Genomic DNA, 25,625 nt, shown 5'->3' with positions numbered 1-25,625 from the left:
TTGATATTGAAATTAAAATCAGGAAAATCTATAATTCATTTATATTGTTTTGTATATGAAATACTTAATATTGGAAAATTCCCTGATTCGGCAAAGAATATCGGTGTCTTCATTGTTTTTACTTGTATATTTGGTTATATAACAACGAGCTTCCCTGTCGATAAGTCAATTACGCTAGGCCTTCCAAATAGTTTTATATATGTAAATATGCTTTAATTGACACATATACACTATTCTACTTAAATATGACGGGTAAAGGATTGCGAGGTAGAAATGGTTGCCAATTTGCAGTACTGCCCGATTCATTATCAGTAAGGAATGAGCTTGTTATTCTACAGTGCTTGGGAAACAAGGAGCTTGGTTATCGCTACTAGCCGTTATCCGGAAGCCGTGAAAGAGTTGATTATATCTGATGTGACTCGCGGACCAGCTGTTGTTAGCATGAAAGAAAGTAACGAAACGTTTGAATTGATTACAATCCATCGAAATATAATCGGATGAACTTGATAGCAGAGGGAAGAGGCAGCTACTGGCGCCAAAGTTCCTGTCAAGTTAAGGAAGCAAAAGAAAACAGGCTACCATTGAAGTATGCATCAAAAACATTCACCAAATGAACGATCAGAAAAAAATGTACATATACTGCAAGTTCTTCTTTCTAGGTCTAAAGAAAGCTTTACTGAATGGTTATAGTCAGGAGAAAATGAGATTTATTCACAACGGGGGGAATACTCGAATGGCAAGCGAAGAAAAAGAGAAAGAGAAATATAGTGCTAATTCATTGGTTAGAGGTTTGGAAATCATTAAGCTCTTTAATGAAGTACAGCCGAGCTTGTCTCTTTCAGAAATAGCAAAACAACTGGGAGTAAGCAGAACGGTACCATATCGTTTATTATTCACATTACAAAATATTGGTTACTTGTCTCAGGATGAACATACGAAACGTTATAGTTTAACGCCAAAGGTTCTTGAATTGGGATTCAGCTATTTGAATAGCTTGAAATTCCAGGAAATAGTCCAACCCTATATGGAGACCTTGCGTGATGAAATCGGAGCCTCCTGCCATCTGTCCATTTTGGATGGACAGGAAGTTGTTTATGTTGGAAGTGCCCCGATCAGAGGTGTATCCGCTGTCAATGTAAACATAGGTTTACGGCTGCCGGCACATGCTTTGGCCAATGGAAAATTACTTTTGGCATATCAACCGAAAGAAATGCTAATGCAAATGTTCAAAATCTCAAACCTAACTCCTTATACAGACAAAACACTCACTGCGCCAGGTGAATTTCAAAAACAATTGGAATCGATTCGGCAAAATGGTTATTCGATGACAAGCGGGGAATTCCACCCTGGCATCCGGTCTGTTGCCGCCCCGATTTTTGACAGGACAGGGAAAGTATTGGCTGCCTTGAATGTCGTGGCAACAGAGTCTGCTTACCAGGAGGATTTCATCGATAAAATTGCCTTGCCGAAACTGTTGGAAGTTTCTCGGCAGTTATCCGTTTATATGGGATATAGCGGTGTTAAGCCTTATCAACATGAAGATGTCTGAACGATTTTAAATCTATTAATAAATGAATAACCGCTTTCGAAAGTGTGGATCCCCAATAGGGAATCCACACTTTTTGTGTTAATAAAAGCAAAGCCTTACAAGTTTATCCCGTATTGGCGAACGTTCGGATTATAAAAATAGTTTTAAATATTCTAAAAACTAATTGACAATGAAACGGTTTCATTTTAGACTTAATTCATAGACAAAACAATGTTTTGCTTATGAAACACAGTGCGATTTGGAAACAACAAATAAGGGAGGAATTTTAAAATGACTAAAGAAACTTTTTCAGTGAAGGATTTTGAAAAAAAATATGTTGCCCGATTGAAAGACCGTTCGCTTGATTGGGATGTCTTGAAGTTCCAAGAAGAAATTGATCCCGCTTATAAACGCGCACAGATGAGATATATCGGACGTGGTGCCACTGCCAATAATGATACGAATGTAATTGCAGGTGAACATTTCACTTTAAGTACAATGGTGCTTCCTCCGGGATGTATCGGTCCTTTGCACCTTCACGACGATGTTGAAGAAGTGTTTTTCATTCTTGAAGGTGAAGTCACGGCATTAATTCAAGAGGACAGCTACAGTGAAGTGCATGAAATTAAATTAAGTGCGAGAGACTGCATCAGCAGCCCACCAGGGGTTTATCGGGGAATCAGGAATGACGGGGATGTAGAGGCGCGCATGCTAGTGATGCTAGGGGCAGTGAAGCCTAACTTACCGACATATCCTGAAGGCAGTGACCTCGAAGAACTGCGTAAACAACGCTCTAAAGAAAGAGAAGCCATCATTAAAGACTGATCATTTAGCCAAAAAAGGGCACCTGCATTATGAAAATTAATGAGGCGCCCTTTTCGATTAGATTGTAAAAGATGGCCAATGCAAATGATCTAAGGGCAATCTAAATATGGGAGGTATAAAAAATGCTTGGGATTACTCATTTACGACATATAAGCATGATAACTCCGAATTTCGACGATCAAGCAGAGTTTTATGAAAAGGTTTGGGGTCTGGATAGAGTCGATGTTCCGGATGAGGAGAATACGGTTTATTTCCGCGGGGCGGGACCGGAACATCATATTTTAAGCCTGCACAAGGGAGAAAAACGTGGATTGCACCATATAGCTTTTGGCATGGTCGATAAAAATGCGGTGGATCGTGCTGCTGGGATATTACAATCGAAGGGCGTTCGAATTATTGAACCGCCTGGATATTTGAATGAAGCAGGTGCCGGTTATGGCCTGCGGTTTATTGATCCGGAAAACCGCGTGATTGAGCTTTCGGCTTGGGTTGAAGTGCAAACGTCTATTTGGAGCAAGAAAAATGTTGATCCAGTGAAATTGAATCATGTTGTGATGAACACGAAGAACTTAGATATGATCGTTGCGTTTTATACGGATGTACTTGGTTTTAAAGTTACTGATTGGAGTGAGCACCAAATGTCATTCCTCCGGTGCAACAGAAAGCATCACTCCATAGCCTTCAATCAAGATGAGCATGCGTCAGTCAATCATATTGCATACGAGGTCGATTCCGTGGATGAATTGATGCGAGGAATAAGCAATGTGCGAAAAGCGGGCTTGTCAGAACTTTGGGGACCTGGACGTCATGGGCCGGGAGACAATATCTTCTGTTATTTTCAAGACCCAGGCGGTTTTGTCATGGAGTATACATGTTATCTGGAAACGATTGAAGATGAATCTGAGTGGAGAGCACGTGTATGGAAACGGGTTCCGCATTTAATGGATCAGTGGGGGATTGCAGGGCCGCCGAGACCTGAAGCCCGCAAAGCAATGGGAGGAGATCCCGATCCAGGCTGGGTTGATTCTCATATAGATGGTTCTGTCATGGCGGAAAAATGAGGAGGATTCTTGATTTCCTCCCATGATTCTTGCACATAGTTACAGCGTTTGAGGAAAATGGCTTTGAAAAGGAGTGAAGAGAGTGGATTTAGGATTGCAAGGAAAAGTGGCTGTCATTATGGGCGGCACGTCGGGAGTGGGATTAAAAACAGCAGAAATGTTTTTAGCTGAAGGAGCGAAAGTGGCAATTTGCGGCAGAAGCGCTGAGCGTATGGAAAGTGCACAAAGTCAATTGCTCCCATTTGGTGAAAAGGCAGATATTTTTGCATCAACATGTGATGTCACATCAAAATCGGATGTGGATTCTTTCATTAATGGTACTGCTGAGAGGTTTGGCGGAATCGATATATTGGTGAATGCAGCCGGTCAAAGCGTGATGGGTCACTTTTTTGATATAACGGATGAGCAGTGGGAAGAACAGATTCAGTTAAAGTTCTTTGCCATCATATATGCCGTTCGTGCTTCGCATCCTCATTTAGTGAAAAGGGGAGGAGGGCGGATCATTAATATTAATGCAACGCTTGCTAAAGAACCTGAACGTCATATGGTAGCGACTGCAGCAGCAAGGGCTGGTCTCCTTAATTTAAGCAAAACTTTGTCCCAGGAATTGGCCTTTGACAATATATTGGTTAATTCAGTGAGTCTTGGGTTGATCCGGACGGATCAATGGGAGCGAAGAAGATTGAAAAATGCACCTGATATGGACCCTGAAGAGTATTACGGAGACCTTGCGAAAAAACGTAATATCCCTCTTGGCCGTGTAGGTGAAGCGGAAGAAGTGGCCAGTGTCATCGTTTTTCTTGCTTCAGACAAAGCAAGTTATGTAGCGGGTTCGACGATTGAGACGGCAGGAGCGATCGGAAAAGCACTATAAATATATTACTAAAAAAGGTAGGATAACGCGATGAAAATACACGAAGAAATAGAGTTTACGACCGCCGATTCCATCGTAAAGGAGCTTGTACAAGCAGGAGTGGAAACTGCTTTCGGGATTGTCAGTATTCACAATATGCCCATCTATGATGCAATTCTTAGAGAAGGGAGCATCAAACTCATTTGTTCACGCGGTGAGAGCGGTGCCGTGAATATGGCTGATGGATATGCCCGCGCCACTGGGAAACTGGGTGTAGTGATTACAAGTACCGGAACAGGGGCAGGAAATGCTGCTGGTTCTTTAGTGGAAGCATGGGCAGCTGGTGTTCCCCTTCTTCATCTTACCGGTGAGGTGGCTTCTTCTTATCTTGGTACAGGTAAAGGATACATACATGAGTGTAAAGACCAGCTATCAATGATGAGCGGAGCTTGTAAAAATGCAGTGAGGCTTAGAAATCCTGACCAATCAGCAGCAGTGGTAAGGAAGGCGATCCAAGAAGCTTTAACTGCACCAACCGGTCCGGTTACATTGGAAATCCCGATTGACTTTCAATCGGCGATCATAGAAGATCTTTCACTCGAAGGGTTGCGGTCTTCAACATCTGAAACAAATTCATTGCCATTTATTCCTGAACAAGCCGTGCAAAAAATGGTAGGCGCACGCCGTCCTGTAATATGGGCTGGTGGTGGAGTCATCAGTGCCAATGCTTCGCAAGAGCTGCAAAAATTAGCGGAACTCCTTGGTGCAGCGGTTATAACAAGTCAGTCAGGAAAAGGGGCTATTCCAGAAAACCATGAACAATGCATCGGACATTTTGCAGCATATGAAACAACTAAAGAGTTTTTAAGAAATGCAGATTTATTGATTAGCGTAGGTGTAAGGTTTAGGGGGAATGAAACATCCAACTGGAAAGTGCCGGTGCCACAAGAACATATAGCGATCGATGCGGATTTGCAGGCCATTAACCGGAACTATAAAGCTTCGTTAGGTTTGGTTGGCGATGCGAAAGGTATGCTGGCTGCCATCATTCAAAAGCTCGAAGACCATTCAGTTCATGCGGAGCCTTCTTATTTAGAAGATGTTCTTTCGCTTAGAAATGAAGTGCGCGCCCAACTAAGGGAAACGCTTGGGCCTTACGAGCAATTTGTGGATGGCATGAGGGAGATATTACCAGACGATACCATTTTGGTTCGTGATGTAACCGTACAGGCAAACGTTTGGGGCAGCCGTTTATTTGAAATCTATGAACCGAGAACATCCATTCATGCATCAGGCGGCGGAATTGGTCAAGGTCTTCCAACAGCAATCGGTGCCCAAATGGGGTGTCCAGATAAGACTGTCGTTTTAATGGCTGGGGACGGTGGGTTTATGGTGAATGTCGGGGAAATGGTCACGGCAGCCGAAGAAAACTTACCAATTATCATCGTATTATTCGATGACTCAGGCTATGGGGTTCTTCGAAACATTCAAACAGCCGCATATGGTAGGAAGGTAGCCGTGGATTTATTGAGTCCTGATTTTGTGAAATTGGCTGAGTCCATGCATTTTGATGCTGTTCGTATTGGTTCTGGAGATGAATTCTTATCCGAAATGAAAAAGGCAAAGGAAAGACGTAAACCTACAATGATCGTTGTTGATATGGAAGCTGTTGGGCCAATGGCCAAGCCATTTGGCGGACCGCCCGGAGCTGCGGAAGCATTCAAGCCCAAAAGACTATAAGGAGGATTGAGAATGATTTCGACATACCCATTTGTTTCAGGGAAATATCTAGTTAATGGAGAATGGTTAGAAATATCGGAACAAGTCGATGTAGTAAATCCGGCAAATACATCAGAAGTAGTTGGCCAGGTGGCAAAATGCTCTGAAGAAATAGTCAATGACGCGATTGAAGCGGCAGAAAATGCTTTTGAAACATGGTCCCGATCTGATATCGGGGAACGGGCTAAGCGGATGAACACTGCTGCAGACGAACTTTCAAAAGTAATCGAGGAAAATGTTACAGTGTTTGTACGTGAAAATGGGAAAACACTTGTAGAAGCTAAAAAGGATTTACTGCGCTGTGTTGAAGTCATGAAGGGCTGTGCAGCAGAGTTACTCCATTGGTGGAAGCCTGAAGTGCTCCCTGGAAATCAAAAAGTCCAGATCCGAAGAAGGGCAAGAGGTGTCACGGCCATTATCACACCGTGGAATTCTCCGATGATATTAACATTTAAACGGGTCATTCCTGCTGTTTTGGCAGGCAATGCCGTTGTCGTAAAACCTGCAACGAATTGTCCTTTAACAATAATGACCTGTTTAAAGGTAGTTGCTGAACATTTTCCTCCAGGAGTCATCAATATAGTCTCGGGATCAGGAAAAGCAATTGGCGACAAACTATGTTCCGATTCACGCGTACGGACATTGGCGTTTGTCGGTAGTACGGAAACCGGAAAAGATATCATGCAAAAATCAGCTGGAAATCTGCAAAAAGTATATATGGAACTTGGCGGTAATGATCCTGCCATCATTTTGGAAGATGCCAATATGGATGAAGCCGCTATCAAACGTTTGAGGATGGGGATTTTACGAGCAGCGGGTCAGGTCTGTTCTGCAGTAAAAAGAGTGTACGTCCAAAAATCACGTTATGAAGAGGTTGTGGAAAAGCTGACCAAAGAGTTTAGCCGGATGGTAATTGGTGATGGCATTCAGCCTGACGTGACCATGGGCCCATTGAATAATAAAGCACAATATGACTTTGTGAAGGGCTTGATCGAACGTACCGCTAAATCAGGAGGAAATGTAATCACGACTGGCATTCAGTTGAATCCTGAGACTTGGGATAAAGGTTTTTATATGCTTCCTTCCATTATTACTGGTGTCGATCAGCAAAGCGAATTGGTTCGGGTAGAACAATTTGGACCCATCATTCCAATTTTACCTTTCAATGATATTGATGAAGCTGTAAAATTAGCGAATGATAGTGAGTTTGCGTTGCGTGCATCTGTTTGGACCGAGAATGAAGATATCGCTGTCGAAATGGCAGATCGCCTTGAAGCTGGTGCGGTTTTCCATAATAATCATACCGTTTTCAGCGACTTGGCTCTGGATTTCCCTGGCTTAAAAGAAAGTGGTGTTTCTCGGGAAACAAGACATTGCGGGTTGGAATTCTTTGCGGACTCATACGGGTTTGCTGATTGAGGAAGGATGAAACGAACATGAAATTAGGTTTAATCGGGTGCGGTAATATCGGAAAATTTCTGCTTCAGGCCATTAACAATGACGGGCTTCTTCCGGGTGGGAAAATCGTTGCGATTTATGCCCGCCGTGAAGAAATCGCGGAACAGCTAGCTGAAGAATTCAGGACACAGTCATTTAGTGATGTCGACGAACTCCTTAAAACCGATGTGGATTTAGTCATAGAGGCTGCTACGATCGAAGCAGCTGAAGAGTATGCATTGAAAGTGCTTAAAAGCGGGAAGGATCTCTTGCTAAGCAGCATTGGCGTGATGGCGAATCCTGCATTTGAAGAGCAATCAAATCAGATTTGCAAAATGAATAATGTGAATATTCTCCTTCCGTCCGGTGCGATTGGAGGTCTCGATGTACTTAAGTCGGCAAAAGCGGTGAATGGCCTTGAATCTGTTTGCATCACCACAAGAAAACCGCCAAACGCATTGCCTGCAGGTTCTACAGTGACAGAAGAAACGGTATTATTTGATGGAACTGCTGCAGAAGCGATTAAACAGTTTCCGAGAAACATTAATGTTGCGATTGTGCTGTCCTTGGCTGGCCTTGGATCTGAAAAGACGAAAGTGAAAATCATTGCCGATCCGAATGTGTTAAAAAACAATCACCTCATAGAAGCGTCAGGTTCGTTCGGGAAACTGAAACTGGAAGTGGAAAATGATCCGATGCCAAATAATCCAAAAACGAGTTATCTAGCGGCATTAAGTGTTTTGGCTACTCTGCAAAATAAGGAAAAGAGCGTTCAAATCGGGTAAAGACCTATGATTTAAAGCTTGGAAGGGAGAGAAAAAGTATGCTTAAAACGGATAAATCCTTAGAAGAAATGTCGAAACAGCAAGTTATTAACCATCTGAACGATACGGTTAAACCAGAGGAAGGCGCTATACCTGCATACCTCCTTGGAGACCCAAAGGTTTATGATATAGAACATGAAAAAGTGTTTTTGAAAACATGGGTTTTTATCGGTCATGATTCTGAAGTACCCAACAAAGGAGACTTCATGACCCGTGAACTGGCTGGCTACTCGCTCATCATCACTCGTGATGCTGAAGGGGAAATCAGGGCGTTTTATAATATGTGCACACATCGCGGAATGAAACTATGCCGTGCAGATAAAGGGAACAAGTCATTATTTACGTGTCCTTACCATGGGTTTAATTTCAAAAACACTGGTGAGCTCGTAGGGGTGCCATTACAAAAGGACATATATGGTGGCAACCTTGACCGGGCGGAAATGGGCCTTCACAAAGTGAAGCTTGAATCCTATAAAGGTCTTTTATTTGGAACTTGGAATGAAGATGCAGAGCCGCTTGAAGAGTTCCTTGGAGACATTAAATGGTATTTGGATATTCTCGTAGGTCGTGCAGAAATGGAAGTAATCGGGGTTCCGCAAAGATTCGTTGTCAATTCCAACTGGAAAGTTGGCTCCGATAACTTTGTTGGTGATTCCTATCATACGATGGTCACACACGGATCGATTGCCAAACTTGGCATGGTGCCCAATGCTACCTATTCAAAGCGTGGTTTTCAAATCCATACGGAAAATGGGCATGGACTAAACTTAGGGACACCTAACCCTGAATTCGCTTTCCCGGAAGAATTGAAGGATGAATTTAAAACTAATTTGTCTGAAGAACAATATGGAGTGTTATCAAACTTAAAGAATATGATTGGGAACGTTTTCCCCAACTTATCATTTTTAATTTCCCATACAAAAATCAAAGACCAATTTATCTCCAACACTTCAATTAGAATGTGGCGGCCAATCGGTCACAATAAAATGGAAGTGATCGCTTGGATGCTCGTGGAAAAGAACGCCTCCCAAGATTGGAAAGATAGATCAAGAGATTCATTTATATTGACCTTTAGCCCATCCGGTATTTTCGAACAGGATGATACGGAAGTGTTTACGGATATTACTGAAGCAGCCCAAGGCCCAATGCCTTTCCTAAAGAATTTAACCTACAATTATACAATGGGGCTTCACCGTGAACCTGTTGATTTTATAGGACCGGGTGTTGCTTACGATGATAAATTCACGGAAGCGAGCCAAAGGAATTTTTACAAGTATTGGCTTGAGTTGATGACGAAATGATAAGCGGGAGGGGGAATGGAAATGAATGTGGAGAAAATGTTGCTCAAATGTGAATTTGAACAGTGGCTGTATGATGAAGCTCAACTTCTGGATGATATTGAATTTGATGATTGGTTCGATTTAATGCATTCAAGCTTACGTTATCAAATGCCTGTACGTGTTAATAAAGAAGGGGTGGAACGCCCGGATTATTCTACGGACATGTTTACATTTAATGATGATATTGAGCTGCTGAAACTGCGCGTGGATCGTTTGAAAACGGATTATGCTTGGGCGGAAATACCGCCATCAAGAACACGGCGTTTTGTCTCTAATGTACGCGTTAAGGACTATGTTGAAGGTGAAAAGGCTGTCGTAAAGAGCTACCTGCTCATCTATCGAAGCCGCAGCACGGATATTCAACATGATTTGATTTCGGGGGAACGAAATGATGAATTCATTTTCGAACAAGGTAAATGGAAACTATCCAAACGGATTTTCATTGTTGATCAATCAACGATAAATACTAGAAATCTTGCTATCTTCGTATAATATTGACTAGGTAAAAAGAGGAGGCTGGTTACAATGGCAATGGCGTTAAAGGATAAAGTAGTGTTGATTACCGGGGGCAATTCAGGTATCGGGGAGGCTGTCACTAGACGTTTCATACAAGAAGGGGCAAAAGTCAGCATCATCGGCCGCTCGATAGAAACGCTAATGAAAATGAAGGAGGAATTTGGTGAAGAAATACTCATAAACCAAGGCGATGTAAGCAAATATGAAGACAATGAGAGGGCTGTACAGGCCACAGTCGAGCAATTTGGAAAGCTGGACGTTTTCGTTGCCAATGCAGGTGTCTTTGATGGATTTGCTAAATTTGCCGACGTAACTCCCGATGCACTTTCCGAAGCATATGATTTTCTGATCGATATTAATGTTAAAGGATCTTTCTTCGGTGCTAAGGCCGCTCTTGAAGAATTGCAAAAATCGAATGGCAATATTATTTTCACCGTATCCGGTGCCAGTTTTTATCCGGATGGCGGCGGGGTGTGGTACACAGCAAGCAAGCATGCCCAAATAGGGCTGATGCGCCAACTTGCCTTTGAACTCGCTCCTAACATCAGGGTGAATGCTGTTGCGCCTGGTGGCACTCTGACAGCATTATCGGTGATTCCTCCCCTACGTCCATTCGTTAAAATCGTGGATAATGAAACGAAGGCCAATAGTATTAAAAAAAGAAACCCTCTTCAGCTTGCACAGATGCCCGAAGATCATGTGGCAGCTTATGTCCTGTTAGCGTCGGACGCAGCACGTGCAATTACCGGCGAAGTCATCTCCAGTGATGGAGGATTGTCAGTTCGCGGACTGGGTTGAGTTCATTACAAAATAAACTATGGGAAGAAGGTTTATAAGTATGGCTGAATCACTATTGGGCAATAGGAATATGAATCAAATTGCATTTGTTGTAAAAGATATTGAAGCTGCTAATATAGCTTTCACAAAACTGCTGGGCATTAAGAAGTCAGAACCATTTCTAACTGGTGACAGTGCTGTATCGAAAGTCACTTTTAGAGGTGTACCAACGGAATCACAATCCAAACTGGCTTTTCTGAATACACCAACCGTCCAATTTGAACTAATAGAACCCGATAAAAATCCAGGAACGATGCGTGAGTTCCTGGATGAAGTAGGTGAAGGGATTCACCATATTGCTTTTGATGTAGACTCTATCCAAAAAAGGCTGCCAATCATGGAGAAAAGTGGATATCCAGCCTTGCAAACGGGAGAATTCACTTCAAGTGACGGCCGATATGTATATGTGGATACACTGGATGATCACAAAACGTTAATTGAAATGCTTGAAAGTGCAGAGCCGAGAGAAACGGCATGGGAAAGACCAGAAGATGCTAGCGTTCAGCCGTTATTAGGGACTAACAAAGTGGAACAGTTAGCGTTAGTTGTAAAAGACCTCGATGCGGCTGCAGAAGCATATTGTAAGTTGTTGGGGATTGAAAAACCTCCCATCATCCATTCTGGTTCAACCGATATTACAAACGTGATTTACAAAGGGAAGCCCACTGAAGGAAAGTCAAAATATATGTTCATCGATACGCCGTTCATTCAAATTGAATTGATCGAGCCTGGTGAATCACCCAGTACGTGGAAAGATCATCTTGAAACAAATGGTGAGGGTGTTCACCATATCTCATTTGTCGTAAAAGACTTGGAGGCTAAAATGAAGATGTTAGAAGAAATGGGCTATCCGGTCATACAGACAGGTAACTTTTTTAACGGAAAAGGCCGATATGCCTATATGGATACAACATCGACTTATAAAGTTATTATTGAATTGCTAGAACGCTTTGATGAGTAAAAATGGACCAATTGATCATCAAAAGGTGTTCCGGATGTAATTGTCTGAGCATTTGGAACTTACATAATTTGTAATAACGAACCCCTGCACCCATTAAATCAAAACCTGGCTATTTTTCCACCTATTCCGCTGATGAACTAACTAGAAGTGAAACCGTAAAAAGCATACAAGGCAATGGGGAGGAAGGGGACTTCAACCATGGCCTTGTACGGTAGAAATAAAAGTGAAAAATTTAACAACAAACAGAAAAAATATTGACAAATAATTCAGAATATTAATATTATTGAAAGTAGTCATTTGTTTGGTTTTTTTAAACTAAGGTGTATACATGTATGCAGGAGAAGTATTTCCCGAGTAGGATTATAATAAGCGGTGAAATTCAATGTTTGCACGGCTTGCCGCTATTCGGTCATTAGTATTAATTGCCTGCTGCAGTTTTTCCGTTGCCCATTCCAGTTTTTTTAATTCCTCTTCCGTAATTCCTTCACAAGCTTTTTCTATCGAATAGTTTTCGAGCATTTTCCGGATTTCCAATTCCTGCTGTAAAAGTTCAATATCCACATTGGATATGACCATCCCTATTCCAGGTTTCACCTGAAGCAAATTTTCCTGTTCCAATTTCCTCAAAGCTTCACGAACCGGTGTACGGCTACAATTGAATTGCTGGGCAATATCATCTTCCGTTAAACGGTCCCCGGGCAAAAATATTCCTTCGATGATGCATTTTATATAACAAAAAATTTAGCTTCCCTTAAGGGCTTAGAAGAATAATGTTCTATTTGTTCTGTAATATATTGATAGTGATTGGTTTCCATGGTGCTCCTTTCTAAAATCCAATTATATACAAGTATATTTATTTTATCTTCAAAAATGATTTAAGTCATTTCAATGCTTCATACTTTTGATTATTTATACAATTCAATGTGGCGAGACCATTTCTGTTGCGGCACAACTAATGATATAGAAAAGGAGGGGGATGTGCTCTATGAAACTATTATAACCAACGACTCTCACAAGGCTATCTGTCCTTATTGGCAGGGGAAAAAAAATCAGGGAAGCCCCCATCCATGCTGAAATTGGGGAACTGCTGATGCTTTTGTTAGATAATCAACGGTTGATATGCGTCACATTGCCATGATGAATGATGTATATGGGGATTTTTTTACAGATAACCATGCAAGAAGTGAGATCCATGTTGCTCGATTTCATAAAGATGCTATGATTGAAATCGAAGATTATACTAAAGAAATGAATACATAGATTGATAATTTCATTTCTTTCATATACATAGGATACAGGAGGAGCTTTAAAATGAATTTAGCACAATTTCCTAGAAAGAGATATACACCGACATATACACCAATTGAGAGGTTAGATCATTATTCTGATGTTCTTGGTGGACCATCCATTTACGTCAAACGTGATGATATGCTTGGTTTGACTGCTGGGGGAAATAAAACAAGAAAACTGGAATTCCTTGTGGCCGATGCATTGGAAAAAGGCGCGGATACGTTGATTACATGTGGGGGCATTCAGTCAAATCATTGCCGCTTGACACTGGCTGCTGCGGTTAAAGAGAAAATGAAATGCATTCTTGTGTTGGAAGAGGGACTTTCAAAAAATTCAGAGCCGGATTTTAATGGTAACTATTTTCTCTATCATTTATTGGGGGCTGACCAAATTATAGTTGTACCTAATGGAGCGGACTTAATGCAAGAAATGCAGAAAGTGGCTAAAGAGGTAACAGGGAAAGGACACCGACCTTACATCATTCCTGTTGGGGGATCCAACGTCATTGGTGCAACCGGATATGTTGCATGCGCTCAGGAGATTTTGGCACAGTCCTTTGAGCAAGGGATTGATTTGAAAGCAGTTATTTGTGTAAGCGGCAGTGGGGGAATGCATGCTGGCTTGGTGGCAGGTTTTCATGGAAATCAAAGTGGAGTGTCAGTAATTGGAATAAACGTAAGCAGAGGAAAAGCGGAACAAGAAGAGAAAGTTTTTCAGCTTATTAAAGAAACTTTAACACATATCGGCATTCCAAATTCAATCCCTCGTGAAGCGGTTACGTGTTTTGATGAGTATGTCGGACCTGGTTATGCTTTGCCTACACCAGAAATGGTGGAAGCAGTCAAGCTCATGGCAAGAACGGAAGGGATATTGCTGGATCCGGTATATACGGGTAAAGCGGCAGCGGGACTCATTGATTTAATACAAAAAGGCACATTTAAGCCGGAGGATAACATCTTATTCGTTCACTCTGGTGGTGCTTCATCTTTATATGCCAATACTTCTCTATTTAATTGAAGTCCTTATCAGCAGGTGGCCTATTCCCACTTTTTTCATTAAAATAGGCATGGTTATTAAGCGAAAAACATATGTCTACCGCAGTGGTTGCAGAATAGACAATTGTCCATGGACAAAGGAGGTTTCTACAGTTGTAGAATCCTCTTTTAATGATTATATTACTTTTCGATTAAAAACTTCGTATGATCAAAAACTACTTTTCCTTCAACAATCGTTAGCTGTACCTTTGTATTATTCTTGTTGGTATAGCCAGTAGTGGGAAGATTTGTAAAGCATCACGTCCATAAAATTGCAGTCACGAACTTACCGTCCATTATTCGATTTAAGCCTGGTTTAAAGGCAATGGACGTTCAATAAGACTAAAAGTTTAGTTGCAAAATGAACTGGATTGCATGAGGAATTTGTAATGAGGGAACGTATGTTTTATAATGTACTTTGAGTAAGTAATTATCTAACGAAAAAGGGGAGGTATTATATGTATAGTTCAATTTCTGATCTTATTAAAGAATGGAATAGAGAAGCCATACTGACTCAAAATGTTTTGGACGGTTTGAATGATGATTCCTTAGATCAACAAGTTTATCCCGAAGGTCGCACTTTAGGAAGAATTGCGTGGCATTTCACTACGAATATTCCAGATTATCTAGCTCATTTCGGGTTAAAGATAGACAGGATAGAAAGTTCGGAAAACGTTCCTTCTTCAGCCCAGGAAATTGCCATCACTTTTAAAAATGTAAGTTCTCACGCAGCCAAAATAATTGAACAACAATGGACGGACGAATCCCTCGAGCAAATACAAGAAGCGTTTGGAAGACAGGAAACAAATGCATCCATCCTTATGGGGCTAATCAAGCATATTGTTCATCATCGCGGACAAGTTACGGTTCTGATGCGTCAAGCCGGAATAAAACCTTATGGGGTTTATGGACCGCCAAAAGAAGATTGGATTCATCTAGGTGTGGAGAGTCCACCACTTTAATAACTTTTGCATGCTTAAATAATGACCTTAACGAAGGGACATTTGCGAATAATTAAATCCCAGATCTCCATTTTATAACCGAATTAAATAATATGTTATAGCATCCTTTGAAGGGTGCTTTTTTATTTTGCCAAGCAGGGTTAAAATGAAACCTGCTAATTGGAGAAGATGTTTTAAATGGCAGTTTCCTTTTTTGGGTTAAAGTTATCAAAGTAAAAGTAAAAGCTGCAATAGATTCCAGTCTTTCCCTTTATTAAGTGTCCATATCATCCTGAACTCCCACCGTGATTGCCACAACCATATCCGTCAATGATAAGGAGTTGAACAAAACGACTACAATGACGAGATCTTAACCAAATCAATGAAAGCTGACTGAAAGTGTATAGATATCGTGCAGGACTTATAAATATCAGTATTTTGTTGAAAAATGTCGTTATTTGCGAATATCATTATCGTCAATTCTGAGTTATTATAATATTGAATGTACTTTAATACATTGAAGTGATAATGCAACTTTTATGTCGTGACTCAACATAGTGAGTGGGGGAAAATAAATGAGTGTAATCATCGAGAAGAAACGAATGGAAAACTATGCTCATATGGAAGATGTAATATTGGTTGGGAAAATCCATAATGGTGATGAAGATGCACTGGACTTTTTAATCAAAAAATACAGATGTGTCGTTCAATCAAATGCTTTGAAGTATTTTTTAACAGGTGGAGATAAGGAAGACGTCTATCAGGAAGGGATGATTGGACTATATAAGGCCATTCGGGACTACAAGAATGGCAAAAAGTCATCTTTCAGATCATTTGCGGAACTGTGCATTACAAGACAAATCATAACGGCTGTTAAAGCGGCTATTTGCCAAAAGCATTCTCCCTTAAATAATTATGTATCATTGTATAAGCCTATCTATCAAGGGGAGTCGGAACAGTGCCTAATTGATCTAATCGCTGAACAGAGACAAAATGACCCAGTCACGATCTTAATTAAATCAGAAGAAATTTGCGATATTGAGCTAATTTTACCGGAAGTCCTTAGTGAGTTGGAAAGTAGTGTTGTGGACTTGTACCTGGAAGGAAAAACTTATTTTGAAATATCAAAGGAATTGAACGTTCCAAAAAAGGCGATCGATAATGCACTTCAGCGGGTAAAAAGAAAGTTGGAGCGGTACTTCGAGTCCAGGAGGTTGGAAGCATAATAACGATAATTCTTTAAATTGTCATTCATTATTATTTGCAGCAACATCAAAACGATTCAGTTATGAAGGATAAAAACAATAGTTAAATGCATTCATTCTGGTAATGGGGCTATTAGTGCAGTGCTATCCTATGGGAAAATAAAAATCCCTCTTGGTAAATGCCTGTGATAAATTCCCTCAGTATAAACACAAAAAAGCCCAACTGTAACAGAAGGGCTTTTCCTATGTTCATTTTAAATCAATTCACTCTATTCAACTGGAGATTATATCTCAATGTTTCTTCGTCTGAATATAATTTGTATCCAAGTCCATCACTGTAGTTAAGAAAGACTTTTTCCGGAAGATGCTTTTTAGACTCATTTGATATTAAGATGGGAACCCCATCGATTAGGAATCTCTCATCATCTTCGTTCTTCTCATCAATTTTCAATTCGTGTTCCACATAAATCGAACAGCTCCCAATATAAATGGCTTCGATACGAACACCTTCATTGTCTTTATAATCCACCTTTAATAGTTGTTCAATCGCTGCTTCTTTAATCTCAATATTCATAAAACCCGCTCCCATACAAAAATTGATATTATTTTTATCTATACAAGGAAAACAAAAATCAATCCATGAAGAATCTACTAGTTATTCCTATACCCAATTGTTTATAAGTTCATGTGTATAGGAATGACAAGTTGGGATTTCTCTGACTTCTTAATGAAGTATATTTCCTTAACGTAGGAAAACCCTCGGCTTTAACGTAGAAATTTGCTTAATATAACTTTTCCGGGTTTTGTGAACATAAGCAACCAGTCAAGCAGCCTGCTCCCGGATTCCTCAGTCTGTAACTTCATTCATAAAACAGCATTCTTCGCAATGATCATCCTATCGTCTTTGCTTTCATGGGCCATTTTTTGTTTAATTCAGTTATAAAAGTCTTGACATTCTTCTTATCTTCCATAATTGGGGAATAGACGTACGAAAGTGTCCTGTTAAAGGATTCATTTTTTACCTGAATAATAGAAAGGATTTTATTTTGTACATCCCTTTCAATTACACTTCGGGAAAGCAGAGCCAGCCCTGCGCCGTTTTTTATAAGTGTTTCTTTAATTCCTTGATTACTGCTTATCGTGAGTATCGATTTAATTTTCAATCCATTGGAACGTATGACGTGGTTAAGGTATTCACGAGTACCCGATCCAACTTCCCTGGTTACCCATGCTTGGTCATGTAAATCAGTAATCTCCGCTTCGCCTTTATTAGCGAGTTCATGATTGTTAGAAGACACAATGAATAGCTCATCTTGCATGAATGGGTGAACAGAAAGCTCTTTTTCATTAGTTTGACCCTCGATTAAACCAATATCCACTTTGTATAGCCGAACGGCTTGAACGATTTCTTCCGTGTTCCCAATTACGACTTGAAGTTCAAGTTCAGGATAGTCCTCTTGAAGGTCGATGAGTAAAGAAGGAAGGATATACTCTCCTATTGTAAAACTTGCCCCTATCTTTAATTCGCCTTTGATGGAACTATCGTGTTCCTGAATGTCTTGTCTGGTCTGTTCATAGATTGTGATCATTTGCTTTGCCCGGTCATAAAGAATTTCTCCCGTCAAGGTGACTTTTAGGAATTTAGGAGAACGGAGAAATAATTTCGTTTGGAACTCTTCCTCCAATTTTTTTATATGTAAACTAACACTCGGTTGGGACATAAGAAGCATTTCTGCTGTTTTTGTAAAATTCTTGACCTCCACAAGGGTCACGAATGTTTTTAGAGCATCATAGTACATAGAAATTTCTCCTTATTATTAATATTTTTAATAGTTATAATAAATTATATATATTTTACTAATGATGTGACTTCCAGTAAAGTTTTAATGAGAAACTTATTTTAGGAAGAGTATAGGCTGTGGATGGCTATTGTCCTTTATAACCTTATTTTTTTTATTTGTTGCGTGCTATGAACCTATATGACTATTTTTTTTGCAGTTAAAACCGACTTGGTCTATAGGAGTAAACGAGTTAATTAATTTATTAATGGTTATAAAAATGTTTAAACCCACTCGTTATACATAATAGTCAACTAAGATAAGTTAATATCCCTTGTGAGGTGGAAATCGTGCAACTTCAGGTAAGTAACAGTCCCTTTAATCAAGAGCAGGCAGAGCTCCTTAACAGCCTGCTGCCAGGATTGACAGAAACACAAAAAATTTGGTTGAGCGGTTATCTGACTGCATCTTTGTCAGTTTCGAATATGAGTTCAGCCGACGCCCCGGTATTGGAAGCTCAAAGCGGCGGGAAGACAATTTCAAAAGAGGTCACCATTCTTTTTGGTTCACAGACGGGTAATGCTCAAGGGCTGGCAGAAAATGCGGCGAGTAAGCTTGAGGGTAATGGCTTTCAGGTTACCATTTCATCCATGAGTGACTTTAAAGTCAACAATTTGAAAAAAATCGAAAATCTTCTGATTGCCGTTAGCACGCATGGAGAAGGTGATCCGCCGGATAATACATTGTCCTTCCATGAGTACCTTCATGGCAGGAGGGCACCAAGCCTTGAAGGTCTCCGCTTTTCGGTATTGGCGCTAGGGGACAGCTCATATGAGTTTTTCTGTGAAACGGGAAAACAATTCGATAAACGCTTGGAGGAACTTGGCGGGACACGGTTATTTCCGAGAATGGACTGTGACCTTGATTATGATGAGCCTGCTAGCGAATGGCTGGAAGGAGTACTTTCTAGTTTAAGTGAAGGGGAAGTCAACTCAATTGCTGCAGTTCCCGCAGCGAAAGCCTCAGTAAGTGAACAAACGTATTCGAGAACAAATCCGTTTAAGGCGGAAGTGTTGGAAAATATAAATTTGAACGGCCGTGGCTCCAATAAAGAGACACATCATCTTGAGTTATCTCTTGAGGGCTCAGGTCTTACATTCGAACCTGGTGACAGCCTTGGTGTTTATCCGAAAAATGATTCGGATTTAGTCGATATGCTTCTTACGGAACTCAATTGGGACCCTGAAGAAACCGTGCAGGTCAATAAGCAGGGAGACCTTCGACAGCTTAGGGAATCGCTCATCTCCGATTTTGAAATTACGGTTTTGACAAAATCTCTCATTGAACAAGCGGCACAGCTTTCAGGTAACGAGGATTTAAAGGAGCTTTTAGAGCCTGGTAATGAAGAAAGGTTAAAAGAATATCGTGAAGGCCGTGATTTGCTTGATTTTGTCCGTGATTTTGGCTCATGGGGCGAATCGGCGCAAGAGTTCGTATCGATACTCCGGAAAATGCCAGCCCGTTTATATTCGATTGCCAATAGCTTATCCGCATATCCGGATGAAGTGCATTTGACAATCGGAGCTGTCCGGTATGAAAGTCACGGACGGGAAAGAAACGGTGTCTGCTCCATTTTATGTGCGGACAGATTACAGCCAGGGGACACGCTGCCCGTTTATATTCAGCATAACCAGAACTTCAAGCAGCCGAATAACCCGGACACTCCAATTATCATGGTTGGACCGGGAACGGGCATTGCTCCGTTCAGATCTTTTATCCAGGATCGCGAAGAAGCTGAAGCGAAAGGAAAAACGTGGCTCTTTTACGGCGATCAGCATTTCGTGACGGATTTCCTTTATCAAACCGAATGGCAAAAGTGGTTGAAAACAGGTGTACTTACGAAAATGGATGTTGCCTTTTCACGAGATACAGAAGAAAAAGTGTATGTTCAAAACCGGATGCGAGAGCACAGCGGGGAATTATACGAATGGCTTCAAGAAGGGGCAGTTGTATACATTTGTGGTGATGAGAAAAACATGGCACATGATGTCCATAATACGCTTATTGAGATCATTGAAAAAGAAGGTAATATGAGCCATGCTGATGCTAAGGCTTATCTTGAAGAAATGCAACAGAATAAACGTTATCAACGTGATGTGTACTGAAATTTAGATGAAAAGGAGATAACAACATGGTAAAAACACTATTAAAAGCACCAGAAGGCCCGCCAAGTGATGTTGAGCAAATTAAAGAAAAAAGCGATTATTTGCGAGGTACACTTGGAAAAGTGATGCAGGATCGCATCAGCGCCGGTATTCCGGATGATGACAATCGATTAATGAAACATCACGGCAGCTATTTGCAGGATGACCGGGATCTGCGTAATGAGCGTCAAAAACAAAAACTGGAGCCTGCCTATCAGTTTATGTTGCGTGTCCGCATGGCCGGCGGGGTAGCACAGCCTTCTCAATGGCTTGTTATGGATGACCTCGCTCAGAAATACGGTAACGGAACTTTGAAATTGACAACAAGACAGACGTTTCAAATGCATGGTATTTTAAAATGGAATATGAAAAAAACCATTCAGGAAATCCATGCTTCCATGCTGGATACAATCGCTGCATGCGGAGATGTAAACCGGAACGTAATGTGCAATTCGATTCCATTTCAATCCGATATCCATTCCGAAGTATATGAATGGTCGAAAAAATTGAGTGATTATCTATTGCCGCGTACAAGGGCGTACCATGAAATCTGGCTGGATGAAGAAAAAGTGGTTGGTACTCCTGAAGTGGAGGAAGTCGAACCAATGTACGGAAAGCTTTATTTGCCAAGGAAGTTTAAAATAGGCATAGCCGTACCTCCATCCAATGACATTGATGTTTACTCCCAGGATCTTGGCTTCATAGCCATTGTTGAAAATGGTAAACTTGTCGGTTTTAATGTGGCAATCGGCGGCGGAATGGGAATGACCCACGGTGACAAGGCGACATATCCCCAACTAGCAAGGGTAATCGGCTTTTGCCAGCCAGACAAAATACTGGATGTGGCTGAAAAAATCATTACGATTCAGCGAGATTACGGGAACCGATCCGTAAGGAAAAATGCTCGGTTCAAGTATACGGTAGACCGGCTTGGGCTCGAAGCGGTAAAGGCTGAACTGGAAAATCGTTTAGGCTGGAAGCTGGAGGAAAAGAGAACTTATCATTTTGACAATAATGGTGACCGCTATGGATGGGTAAAAGGGATGCAAGGAAAATGGCATTTTACACTATTTGTCGAGGGTGGCCGAATTGCCGATATCAATGATTACAAGCTGATGACCGGTTTGCGCGAAATCGCAAAGATCCATACGGGTGATTTCCGTTTGACGGCCAATCAAAACCTTATCATTGCAGATGTGTCAAGCCAGAATAAGAAAAGGATCATAGAATTGCTTGAAACATACGGTTTGACGGATGGTGCGCATCATTCGGCGCTCCGACGCAGCTCGATTGCATGTGTGGCGCTTCCAACATGCGGGTTGGCAATGGCCGAAGCAGAGCGTTATTTGCCGGTTCTGCTTGATAAAATCGAGACAATCGTTGATGAAAACGGCCTGAGGAACGAAGAAATCACGATTCGCATGACCGGTTGTCCGAATGGATGTGCCCGGCATGCACTCGGGGAAATTGGTTTTATCGGTAAGGCACCTGGCAAATATAATATGTATCTCGGTGCGGCATTCGACGGAAGCCGGTTAAGTAAAATGTACCGTGAAAACATCGGTGAAGAAGAGATATTAAAAGAGCTGCGTGTACTTCTTTCCCGGTATGCAAAAGAACGTCAGCAAGGAGAGCATTTCGGCGACTTCGTCATCAATGCAGGCATTGTCAAAGAAGTGACGGATGGAACGAATTTTCATGATTGATTAAAACAAACGAGATACAATAGAAGTTCGGAATGCTTTCACCCCGAATATAAAAGAAAACTTGATTTTCATGCATGATTTTTTGTTTGAATGTATGATGGAAACCCTCTCTAAATTAAAGAAATATGCGACACTCCTGACGAAAAACTAGCTAGCCGAGAACTCACAGACGCTTGCTTTGATAAGGCTTGGCAGACAGTCGGCAGAATGGGAGCGAATTTCTGAAATCAGCTGGAACTTTTATAACAGGAAAATTTGTAGGTGAAGTGGTTCTATCTGTGTGTAAACAAAGTTGATTGGAACGGAAGGTACGGGACTCCTGCGGGATAAGCGAGTCAGGGGAGCCTCCGCAGCGCAAGGGCGCCGAGGAGGCTCCCGGACGGCCCGCGGAAAGCGAGTTGCCCTACGTTCCCAACAACGTTCAAATTGTACAGTCTGTGAGACAGGAATAACTTCCTGTCTCTTTGGCATTCAAAGGTTTTCCGGTGTGCCTGGAACACCGGTATTTTCAATCATAACCATATACACCTATTGTCTATTTATTTGTTTTGCTATTATTTTTATAGGCTACTTCTGCTTCTTCCTCAATGAGAAAATCCGGCGAAACCAGACTTTCAACACCTACTGTTGAACGAGCTGTTTTCACTGGATTTTCTTTCGTATTAAAGAACAGAGCATAGGCATCGAACCAGCCTTGATAGTCTGGTGCATCACCCTTTGCTTTGATCTGGCGCGATATACACACGCAGATAGGTTACATCAGCGAGGGATAGCCCTTTTGTTTTCAAATCTGCTTTTAATTTCGCTAGAATTCCGATTGCCTGCTTTTCTGTAGTGCCATATCTCTCATAAGTGGTTTTTCCATCCTTGTTTAAAAGAGGAGCAACTGTTCCGCTAAACAATATCCGATTATAACTTTGAGGTACAGCAACTGAACTGGAAATCGCAGAAGTGGGAGACCCAAAGAAGGTCACCTTATCTGATTTCCATTCATCTTGTTCGTTTTCTGCGGAAGCAAAAGAGAATCCTGCGATTAAACTTATAACTAATACTGAGGCACGATAATCGGTTTCATAGATGTTTTCATAAAGTCAGCTCCTGTTATTTATGTAACAACGATAGGTAGATGAATCTGTTTCATTAGTCCTGCTTTAGAAGGGACTTTACCTTCTTTTAAAAATTCTTCATGAATCCGGCTAACCACCATTCTTGCTGTTTCAAAACAACTGTCAGCCATCCAGTTAAATAATCGAGCTGTTCACCAGCACTTTAATATGAAGTAGTTTTAGCAATCATATGAAGAGTTCTAAATGGCCTATCGAGAATGTATTATTCGGAAACCCCGGTTTGGATGATGTTAACTTTAGTTTCTATATTAATGTCCATCACCGGATAAATCTTTTTCCATTGTTCATAGGTCATTTTTTTATTTTTGGTGTGATATTTTTCCTTCAGGCCTATCGGATCAAGTGATTTTTTCTGGAAATCTTTCATAAGACGGTTTGCTTGCTTGGTTAAATCAGCTTCCATTTCCTTTTCAATTTTTTTTATCATCTTTCTATTGGTTAGGTTTTCACTTCGCATGGATTCTTTGATTTGTCCTTTGATGTTGATCTTAATCGTGATCGATGGATTTTTCTCTGAGTCGGATACTTCAAAACTTGAACCGCTTCGGATACTTTCCACTACGATATCGCTTTCTTTCTTATCATTTAATTTGAATTTGTATATTCCCCGCCTATGATGTTGAACTAATGTCTTAAAAATGAACATATCACCTGTTCGGACTTTCGAGACCATCTTATTTTCATGAAAAAGAGCCACTCCAGAAACCGCAACTTCATTATTAATCAATTTAAATAAAGGAAGATACGAATCGCCGCCAGTTTCTAGGGCGTTTCCTAAAAAAAGATGGAGGTTAGTATCCGGTCCGTTGCCTGTTTCATTTTGTTGATTGATTAAATCTGATAAATAGATTCCAATATTCACATTCGTATTTGGTGGTTTCGTATTGATGACATTCTTGACCTTTCCTTCAACGATGGTCAAAATAACCCTGTTTCCAAGTTGTGGCTCACGGTAGAGATAATCGGTCAGTTCTGTTATTCCGATTTCACGTACCATTTTCTCGCTAAATAAAATGATGCGTGTCTGTCCAAGCAATACCGGCTTATCCGCTTTTTTAGAAACGACAGCCTGGACATCACTCGTTGTCGTCGATGTTCCAGTTAAAATTTGATATTTGCCCATTTTGTCCTGTTGGAAGATGGGGATGACGAACAATCCTTCGACATGATCATTCTTCAGTATATCGTAGCCAATGGCCTGGGACATATTGACTTCATCAACCACCCTTGGCTGGGCGCAGCTGCAAAGGAGGGGAAAAGCCAAGATAACAAGAAATAATTTTCTCATATACGTTTCCTCATTTTCTTTATATAGATGATGACCAAAAGAAAAGGCAAGTATAAAACAAGGAAGAGCACGCCGTATGGATCGATTATCTTATTCAAGATATATAGGGAATCGACATCAAAAACAAATATATTGATAATCAGGATAATAATCAACATCCCCCATAATGGATACTTTTGCTGAACATAGAATAAGCGTTTGAAGGCTCGGCTTGCTGCCCACAAGGCGATGGTCATGTTAGGTATGATAACGATGGCCCACCAAGAAACATCTATGTATTCAAATCGCTGGATAAAGGGCAATTCGACAATGCTGGTCAGTGACAGTGTCGGCCATATAGTCAGTTCCAACTGTTTGTGTGAATAAAAAACAAGTGAAACCAAATAAATGAATACTGTCATTAAGGTTGTCGCTAAGGCCCCACCATGAGCATATTTTTGTGAAGTTTTAGCATCTTTAATGAACGGGTAATATAGCAGGATCACTTCAAAACCCAGCATCGTTGATGAAGTGCTTCTGGTTCCTTTCAGTATATCCATTAGAGTGTGGTGGAAAACAGGAAGCAAATTGGTGAATTCAGAATATTTCATGGCATAGAATAGGACAAATAAAAGCCAGTATGTCAAAATGACGCTTAAAAAGGCAATACCTGTAATTGTTCGGAATCCTCCCGTATGAATATAATAAATCAAAACCAGGAAGACCACTGAAAACGCCCAAGATGGTACCTCTTCAAACATCCATACATGTATGACGTTTATATAGCTAATCATGACAGTCATCCCAATGATCAAAAAGTAAAGAATGAATAATAGACTGAAGAAATTCCCCATCCATTTTCCGAATGCTTGATTATTGGCAGAAATGATATCACCAGGAACGAAACTGAAGATTTTATAGATGACCCAAATCATTATATGAACGATCAGGCCCGCAAGCAGTATCGAAATCCAGCCATCCGTTCCCGTTGACTTCGCTAAAACTCTTTGAAAACTCAAAACGCCTACTCCTGTTTGCATGGAATGCACTAAAAAAAATACATAGAACGGTGATACTTTATACTTTTCATTAACTCCAGCTTGGTTCATATA

23 protein-coding genes are annotated in these 25,625 nt (G+C 40.8%); 17 read left to right on the top strand and 6 right to left on the bottom strand.

Features of this window, described 5'->3' with window-relative positions; genetic code table 11:
- Positions 1-357: 357 nt before the first annotated feature.
- The 12 genes from ACFVS1_RS10155 to ACFVS1_RS10100 all read left to right on the top strand — a co-directional run bounded on the left by ACFVS1_RS10155 (position 358) and on the right by ACFVS1_RS10100 (position 11,961).
- Positions 358-501 (top strand): hypothetical protein, encoded by a 144-nt coding sequence (locus tag ACFVS1_RS10155; protein WP_387546973.1) that lies wholly within the window; start codon positions 358-360, stop codon positions 499-501.
- Positions 502-733: 232 nt separating this feature from the next.
- Positions 734-1,549: an IclR family transcriptional regulator gene (locus tag ACFVS1_RS10150; RefSeq protein ID WP_137020733.1), complete on the top strand. Its 816-nt coding sequence runs from the start codon at positions 734-736 to the stop codon at positions 1,547-1,549.
- A 270-nt stretch (positions 1,550-1,819) separates the two neighbouring features.
- Positions 1,820-2,353, top strand: a complete 534-nt coding sequence (locus tag ACFVS1_RS10145) for a cupin domain-containing protein (protein WP_352924838.1) — start codon at positions 1,820-1,822, stop codon at positions 2,351-2,353.
- A gap of 122 nt (positions 2,354-2,475) precedes the next feature.
- Positions 2,476-3,414, top strand: coding sequence for a VOC family protein (locus tag ACFVS1_RS10140; RefSeq protein ID WP_387546968.1), 939 nt, complete (start codon positions 2,476-2,478; stop codon positions 3,412-3,414).
- 82 nt (positions 3,415-3,496) lie between these two features.
- On the top strand, positions 3,497-4,288 hold the full coding sequence (locus ACFVS1_RS10135) for an SDR family oxidoreductase (protein ID WP_352924840.1): 792 nt from the start codon (positions 3,497-3,499) through the stop codon (positions 4,286-4,288).
- 30 nt (positions 4,289-4,318) lie between these two features.
- A complete protein-coding gene (locus ACFVS1_RS10130; protein ID WP_387546965.1) occupies positions 4,319-6,007 on the top strand; it encodes a thiamine pyrophosphate-binding protein in 1,689 nt (562 codons plus the stop codon).
- 12 nt (positions 6,008-6,019) lie between these two features.
- Complete coding sequence (locus ACFVS1_RS10125) at positions 6,020-7,465, top strand: aldehyde dehydrogenase family protein (protein ID WP_387546962.1); 1,446 nt, start codon at positions 6,020-6,022, stop codon at positions 7,463-7,465.
- A 17-nt stretch (positions 7,466-7,482) separates the two neighbouring features.
- Positions 7,483-8,268 carry an aspartate dehydrogenase gene (gene nadX / locus ACFVS1_RS10120; protein ID WP_352924843.1) on the top strand — a complete coding sequence of 262 codons (786 nt, stop codon included), beginning with the start codon at positions 7,483-7,485 and terminating at the stop codon, positions 8,266-8,268.
- 38 nt (positions 8,269-8,306) lie between these two features.
- The gene (locus ACFVS1_RS10115; RefSeq protein WP_387546959.1) at positions 8,307-9,608 is read left to right on the top strand and encodes an aromatic ring-hydroxylating oxygenase subunit alpha; all 1,302 of its coding nucleotides are present in this window, start codon (positions 8,307-8,309) and stop codon (positions 9,606-9,608) included.
- 21 nt (positions 9,609-9,629) lie between these two features.
- The gene (locus ACFVS1_RS10110) at positions 9,630-10,139 is read left to right on the top strand and encodes an aromatic-ring-hydroxylating dioxygenase subunit beta (protein WP_352924845.1); all 510 of its coding nucleotides are present in this window, start codon (positions 9,630-9,632) and stop codon (positions 10,137-10,139) included.
- A 33-nt stretch (positions 10,140-10,172) separates the two neighbouring features.
- A complete protein-coding gene (locus tag ACFVS1_RS10105; protein WP_387546955.1) occupies positions 10,173-10,961 on the top strand; it encodes an SDR family NAD(P)-dependent oxidoreductase in 789 nt (262 codons plus the stop codon).
- Positions 10,962-11,001: 40 nt separating this feature from the next.
- Positions 11,002-11,961, top strand: coding sequence for a VOC family protein (locus ACFVS1_RS10100; protein ID WP_387546952.1), 960 nt, complete (start codon positions 11,002-11,004; stop codon positions 11,959-11,961).
- Positions 11,962-12,321: 360 nt separating this feature from the next.
- On the opposite strand, the gene ACFVS1_RS10095 is transcribed toward ACFVS1_RS10100, so the two are convergent.
- Positions 12,322-12,669, bottom strand: a complete 348-nt coding sequence (locus ACFVS1_RS10095) for a GntR family transcriptional regulator (protein ID WP_387549283.1) — start codon at positions 12,667-12,669, stop codon at positions 12,322-12,324.
- Positions 12,670-13,272: 603 nt separating this feature from the next.
- Between ACFVS1_RS10095 and cuyA the strand changes: the two genes are divergently transcribed.
- The 3 genes from cuyA to sigH all read left to right on the top strand — a co-directional run bounded on the left by cuyA (position 13,273) and on the right by sigH (position 16,452).
- Positions 13,273-14,268 (top strand): D-cysteate sulfo-lyase, encoded by a 996-nt coding sequence (gene cuyA, locus ACFVS1_RS10090; protein ID WP_387546949.1) that lies wholly within the window; start codon positions 13,273-13,275, stop codon positions 14,266-14,268.
- Positions 14,269-14,743: 475 nt separating this feature from the next.
- The gene (locus ACFVS1_RS10085; RefSeq protein WP_387546946.1) at positions 14,744-15,247 is read left to right on the top strand and encodes a DinB family protein; all 504 of its coding nucleotides are present in this window, start codon (positions 14,744-14,746) and stop codon (positions 15,245-15,247) included.
- A 554-nt stretch (positions 15,248-15,801) separates the two neighbouring features.
- Positions 15,802-16,452: an RNA polymerase sporulation sigma factor SigH gene (gene sigH, locus ACFVS1_RS10080; protein WP_352924852.1), complete on the top strand. Its 651-nt coding sequence runs from the start codon at positions 15,802-15,804 to the stop codon at positions 16,450-16,452.
- A 238-nt stretch (positions 16,453-16,690) separates the two neighbouring features.
- Here sigH and ACFVS1_RS10075 read toward each other — a convergent pair whose 3' ends face one another.
- Positions 16,691-17,005, bottom strand: coding sequence for an iron-sulfur cluster biosynthesis family protein (locus tag ACFVS1_RS10075; RefSeq protein ID WP_352924853.1), 315 nt, complete (start codon positions 17,003-17,005; stop codon positions 16,691-16,693).
- 316 nt (positions 17,006-17,321) lie between these two features.
- Positions 17,322-18,230 carry a LysR family transcriptional regulator gene (locus ACFVS1_RS10070; RefSeq protein ID WP_387546942.1) on the bottom strand — a complete coding sequence of 303 codons (909 nt, stop codon included), beginning with the start codon at positions 18,228-18,230 and terminating at the stop codon, positions 17,322-17,324.
- Positions 18,231-18,559: 329 nt separating this feature from the next.
- On the opposite strand from ACFVS1_RS10070, the gene ACFVS1_RS10065 reads away from it, so the two are divergent.
- Together ACFVS1_RS10065 and cysI are read left to right on the top strand one after the other, a co-directional pair.
- Complete coding sequence (locus tag ACFVS1_RS10065; protein WP_387546939.1) at positions 18,560-20,374, top strand: assimilatory sulfite reductase (NADPH) flavoprotein subunit; 1,815 nt, start codon at positions 18,560-18,562, stop codon at positions 20,372-20,374.
- 26 nt (positions 20,375-20,400) lie between these two features.
- Entirely contained in the window at positions 20,401-22,119 is a 1,719-nt protein-coding gene (gene cysI / locus ACFVS1_RS10060; RefSeq protein WP_387546936.1) for an assimilatory sulfite reductase (NADPH) hemoprotein subunit, read from the top strand.
- 710 nt (positions 22,120-22,829) lie between these two features.
- On the opposite strand, the gene ACFVS1_RS10055 is transcribed toward cysI, so the two are convergent.
- From ACFVS1_RS10055 to ACFVS1_RS10045, 3 genes are all read right to left on the bottom strand, one after another.
- On the bottom strand, positions 22,830-23,093 hold the full coding sequence (locus ACFVS1_RS10055; RefSeq protein WP_387546933.1) for a RidA family protein: 264 nt from the start codon (positions 23,091-23,093) through the stop codon (positions 22,830-22,832).
- A gap of 355 nt (positions 23,094-23,448) precedes the next feature.
- Positions 23,449-24,534, bottom strand: coding sequence for a Ger(x)C family spore germination protein (locus tag ACFVS1_RS10050; protein ID WP_387546931.1), 1,086 nt, complete (start codon positions 24,532-24,534; stop codon positions 23,449-23,451).
- A complete protein-coding gene (locus tag ACFVS1_RS10045) occupies positions 24,531-25,622 on the bottom strand; it encodes a GerAB/ArcD/ProY family transporter (protein WP_387546928.1) in 1,092 nt (363 codons plus the stop codon). Before ACFVS1_RS10045 ends, ACFVS1_RS10050 begins: the two co-directional genes overlap by 4 nt.
- Positions 25,623-25,625 lie beyond the last annotated feature (3 nt).

It is taken from the genome of Peribacillus sp. NPDC058075, assembly GCF_042885195.1.
Classification (GTDB): Bacteria; Bacillota; Bacilli; order Bacillales; family DSM-1321; genus Peribacillus.
Note: the sequence above shows the minus strand (reverse complement) of the source record. Positions and strands in the feature narration are given on the sequence as shown.

Coding starts and splice junctions, on each gene's coding strand:
- ACFVS1_RS10150 (WP_137020733.1), top strand. CDS start 734: ATGGCAAGCGAAGAAAAAGAGAAAGAGAAATATAGTGCTAATTCATTG.
- ACFVS1_RS10145 (WP_352924838.1), top strand. CDS start 1,820: ATGACTAAAGAAACTTTTTCAGTGAAGGATTTTGAAAAAAAATATGTT.
- ACFVS1_RS10140 (WP_387546968.1), top strand. CDS start 2,476: ATGCTTGGGATTACTCATTTACGACATATAAGCATGATAACTCCGAAT.
- ACFVS1_RS10130 (WP_387546965.1), top strand. CDS start 4,319: ATGAAAATACACGAAGAAATAGAGTTTACGACCGCCGATTCCATCGTA.
- ACFVS1_RS10125 (WP_387546962.1), top strand. CDS start 6,020: ATGATTTCGACATACCCATTTGTTTCAGGGAAATATCTAGTTAATGGA.
- nadX (WP_352924843.1), top strand. CDS start 7,483: ATGAAATTAGGTTTAATCGGGTGCGGTAATATCGGAAAATTTCTGCTT.
- ACFVS1_RS10115 (WP_387546959.1), top strand. CDS start 8,307: ATGCTTAAAACGGATAAATCCTTAGAAGAAATGTCGAAACAGCAAGTT.
- ACFVS1_RS10110 (WP_352924845.1), top strand. CDS start 9,630: ATGAATGTGGAGAAAATGTTGCTCAAATGTGAATTTGAACAGTGGCTG.
- ACFVS1_RS10105 (WP_387546955.1), top strand. CDS start 10,173: ATGGCAATGGCGTTAAAGGATAAAGTAGTGTTGATTACCGGGGGCAAT.
- ACFVS1_RS10100 (WP_387546952.1), top strand. CDS start 11,002: ATGGCTGAATCACTATTGGGCAATAGGAATATGAATCAAATTGCATTT.
- cuyA (WP_387546949.1), top strand. CDS start 13,273: ATGAATTTAGCACAATTTCCTAGAAAGAGATATACACCGACATATACA.
- ACFVS1_RS10085 (WP_387546946.1), top strand. CDS start 14,744: ATGTATAGTTCAATTTCTGATCTTATTAAAGAATGGAATAGAGAAGCC.
- sigH (WP_352924852.1), top strand. CDS start 15,802: ATGAGTGTAATCATCGAGAAGAAACGAATGGAAAACTATGCTCATATG.
- ACFVS1_RS10075 (WP_352924853.1), bottom strand. CDS start 17,005: ATGAATATTGAGATTAAAGAAGCAGCGATTGAACAACTATTAAAGGTG.
- ACFVS1_RS10070 (WP_387546942.1), bottom strand. CDS start 18,230: ATGTACTATGATGCTCTAAAAACATTCGTGACCCTTGTGGAGGTCAAG.
- cysI (WP_387546936.1), top strand. CDS start 20,401: ATGGTAAAAACACTATTAAAAGCACCAGAAGGCCCGCCAAGTGATGTT.
- ACFVS1_RS10050 (WP_387546931.1), bottom strand. CDS start 24,534: ATGAGAAAATTATTTCTTGTTATCTTGGCTTTTCCCCTCCTTTGCAGC.
- ACFVS1_RS10045 (WP_387546928.1), bottom strand. CDS start 25,622: ATGAACCAAGCTGGAGTTAATGAAAAGTATAAAGTATCACCGTTCTAT.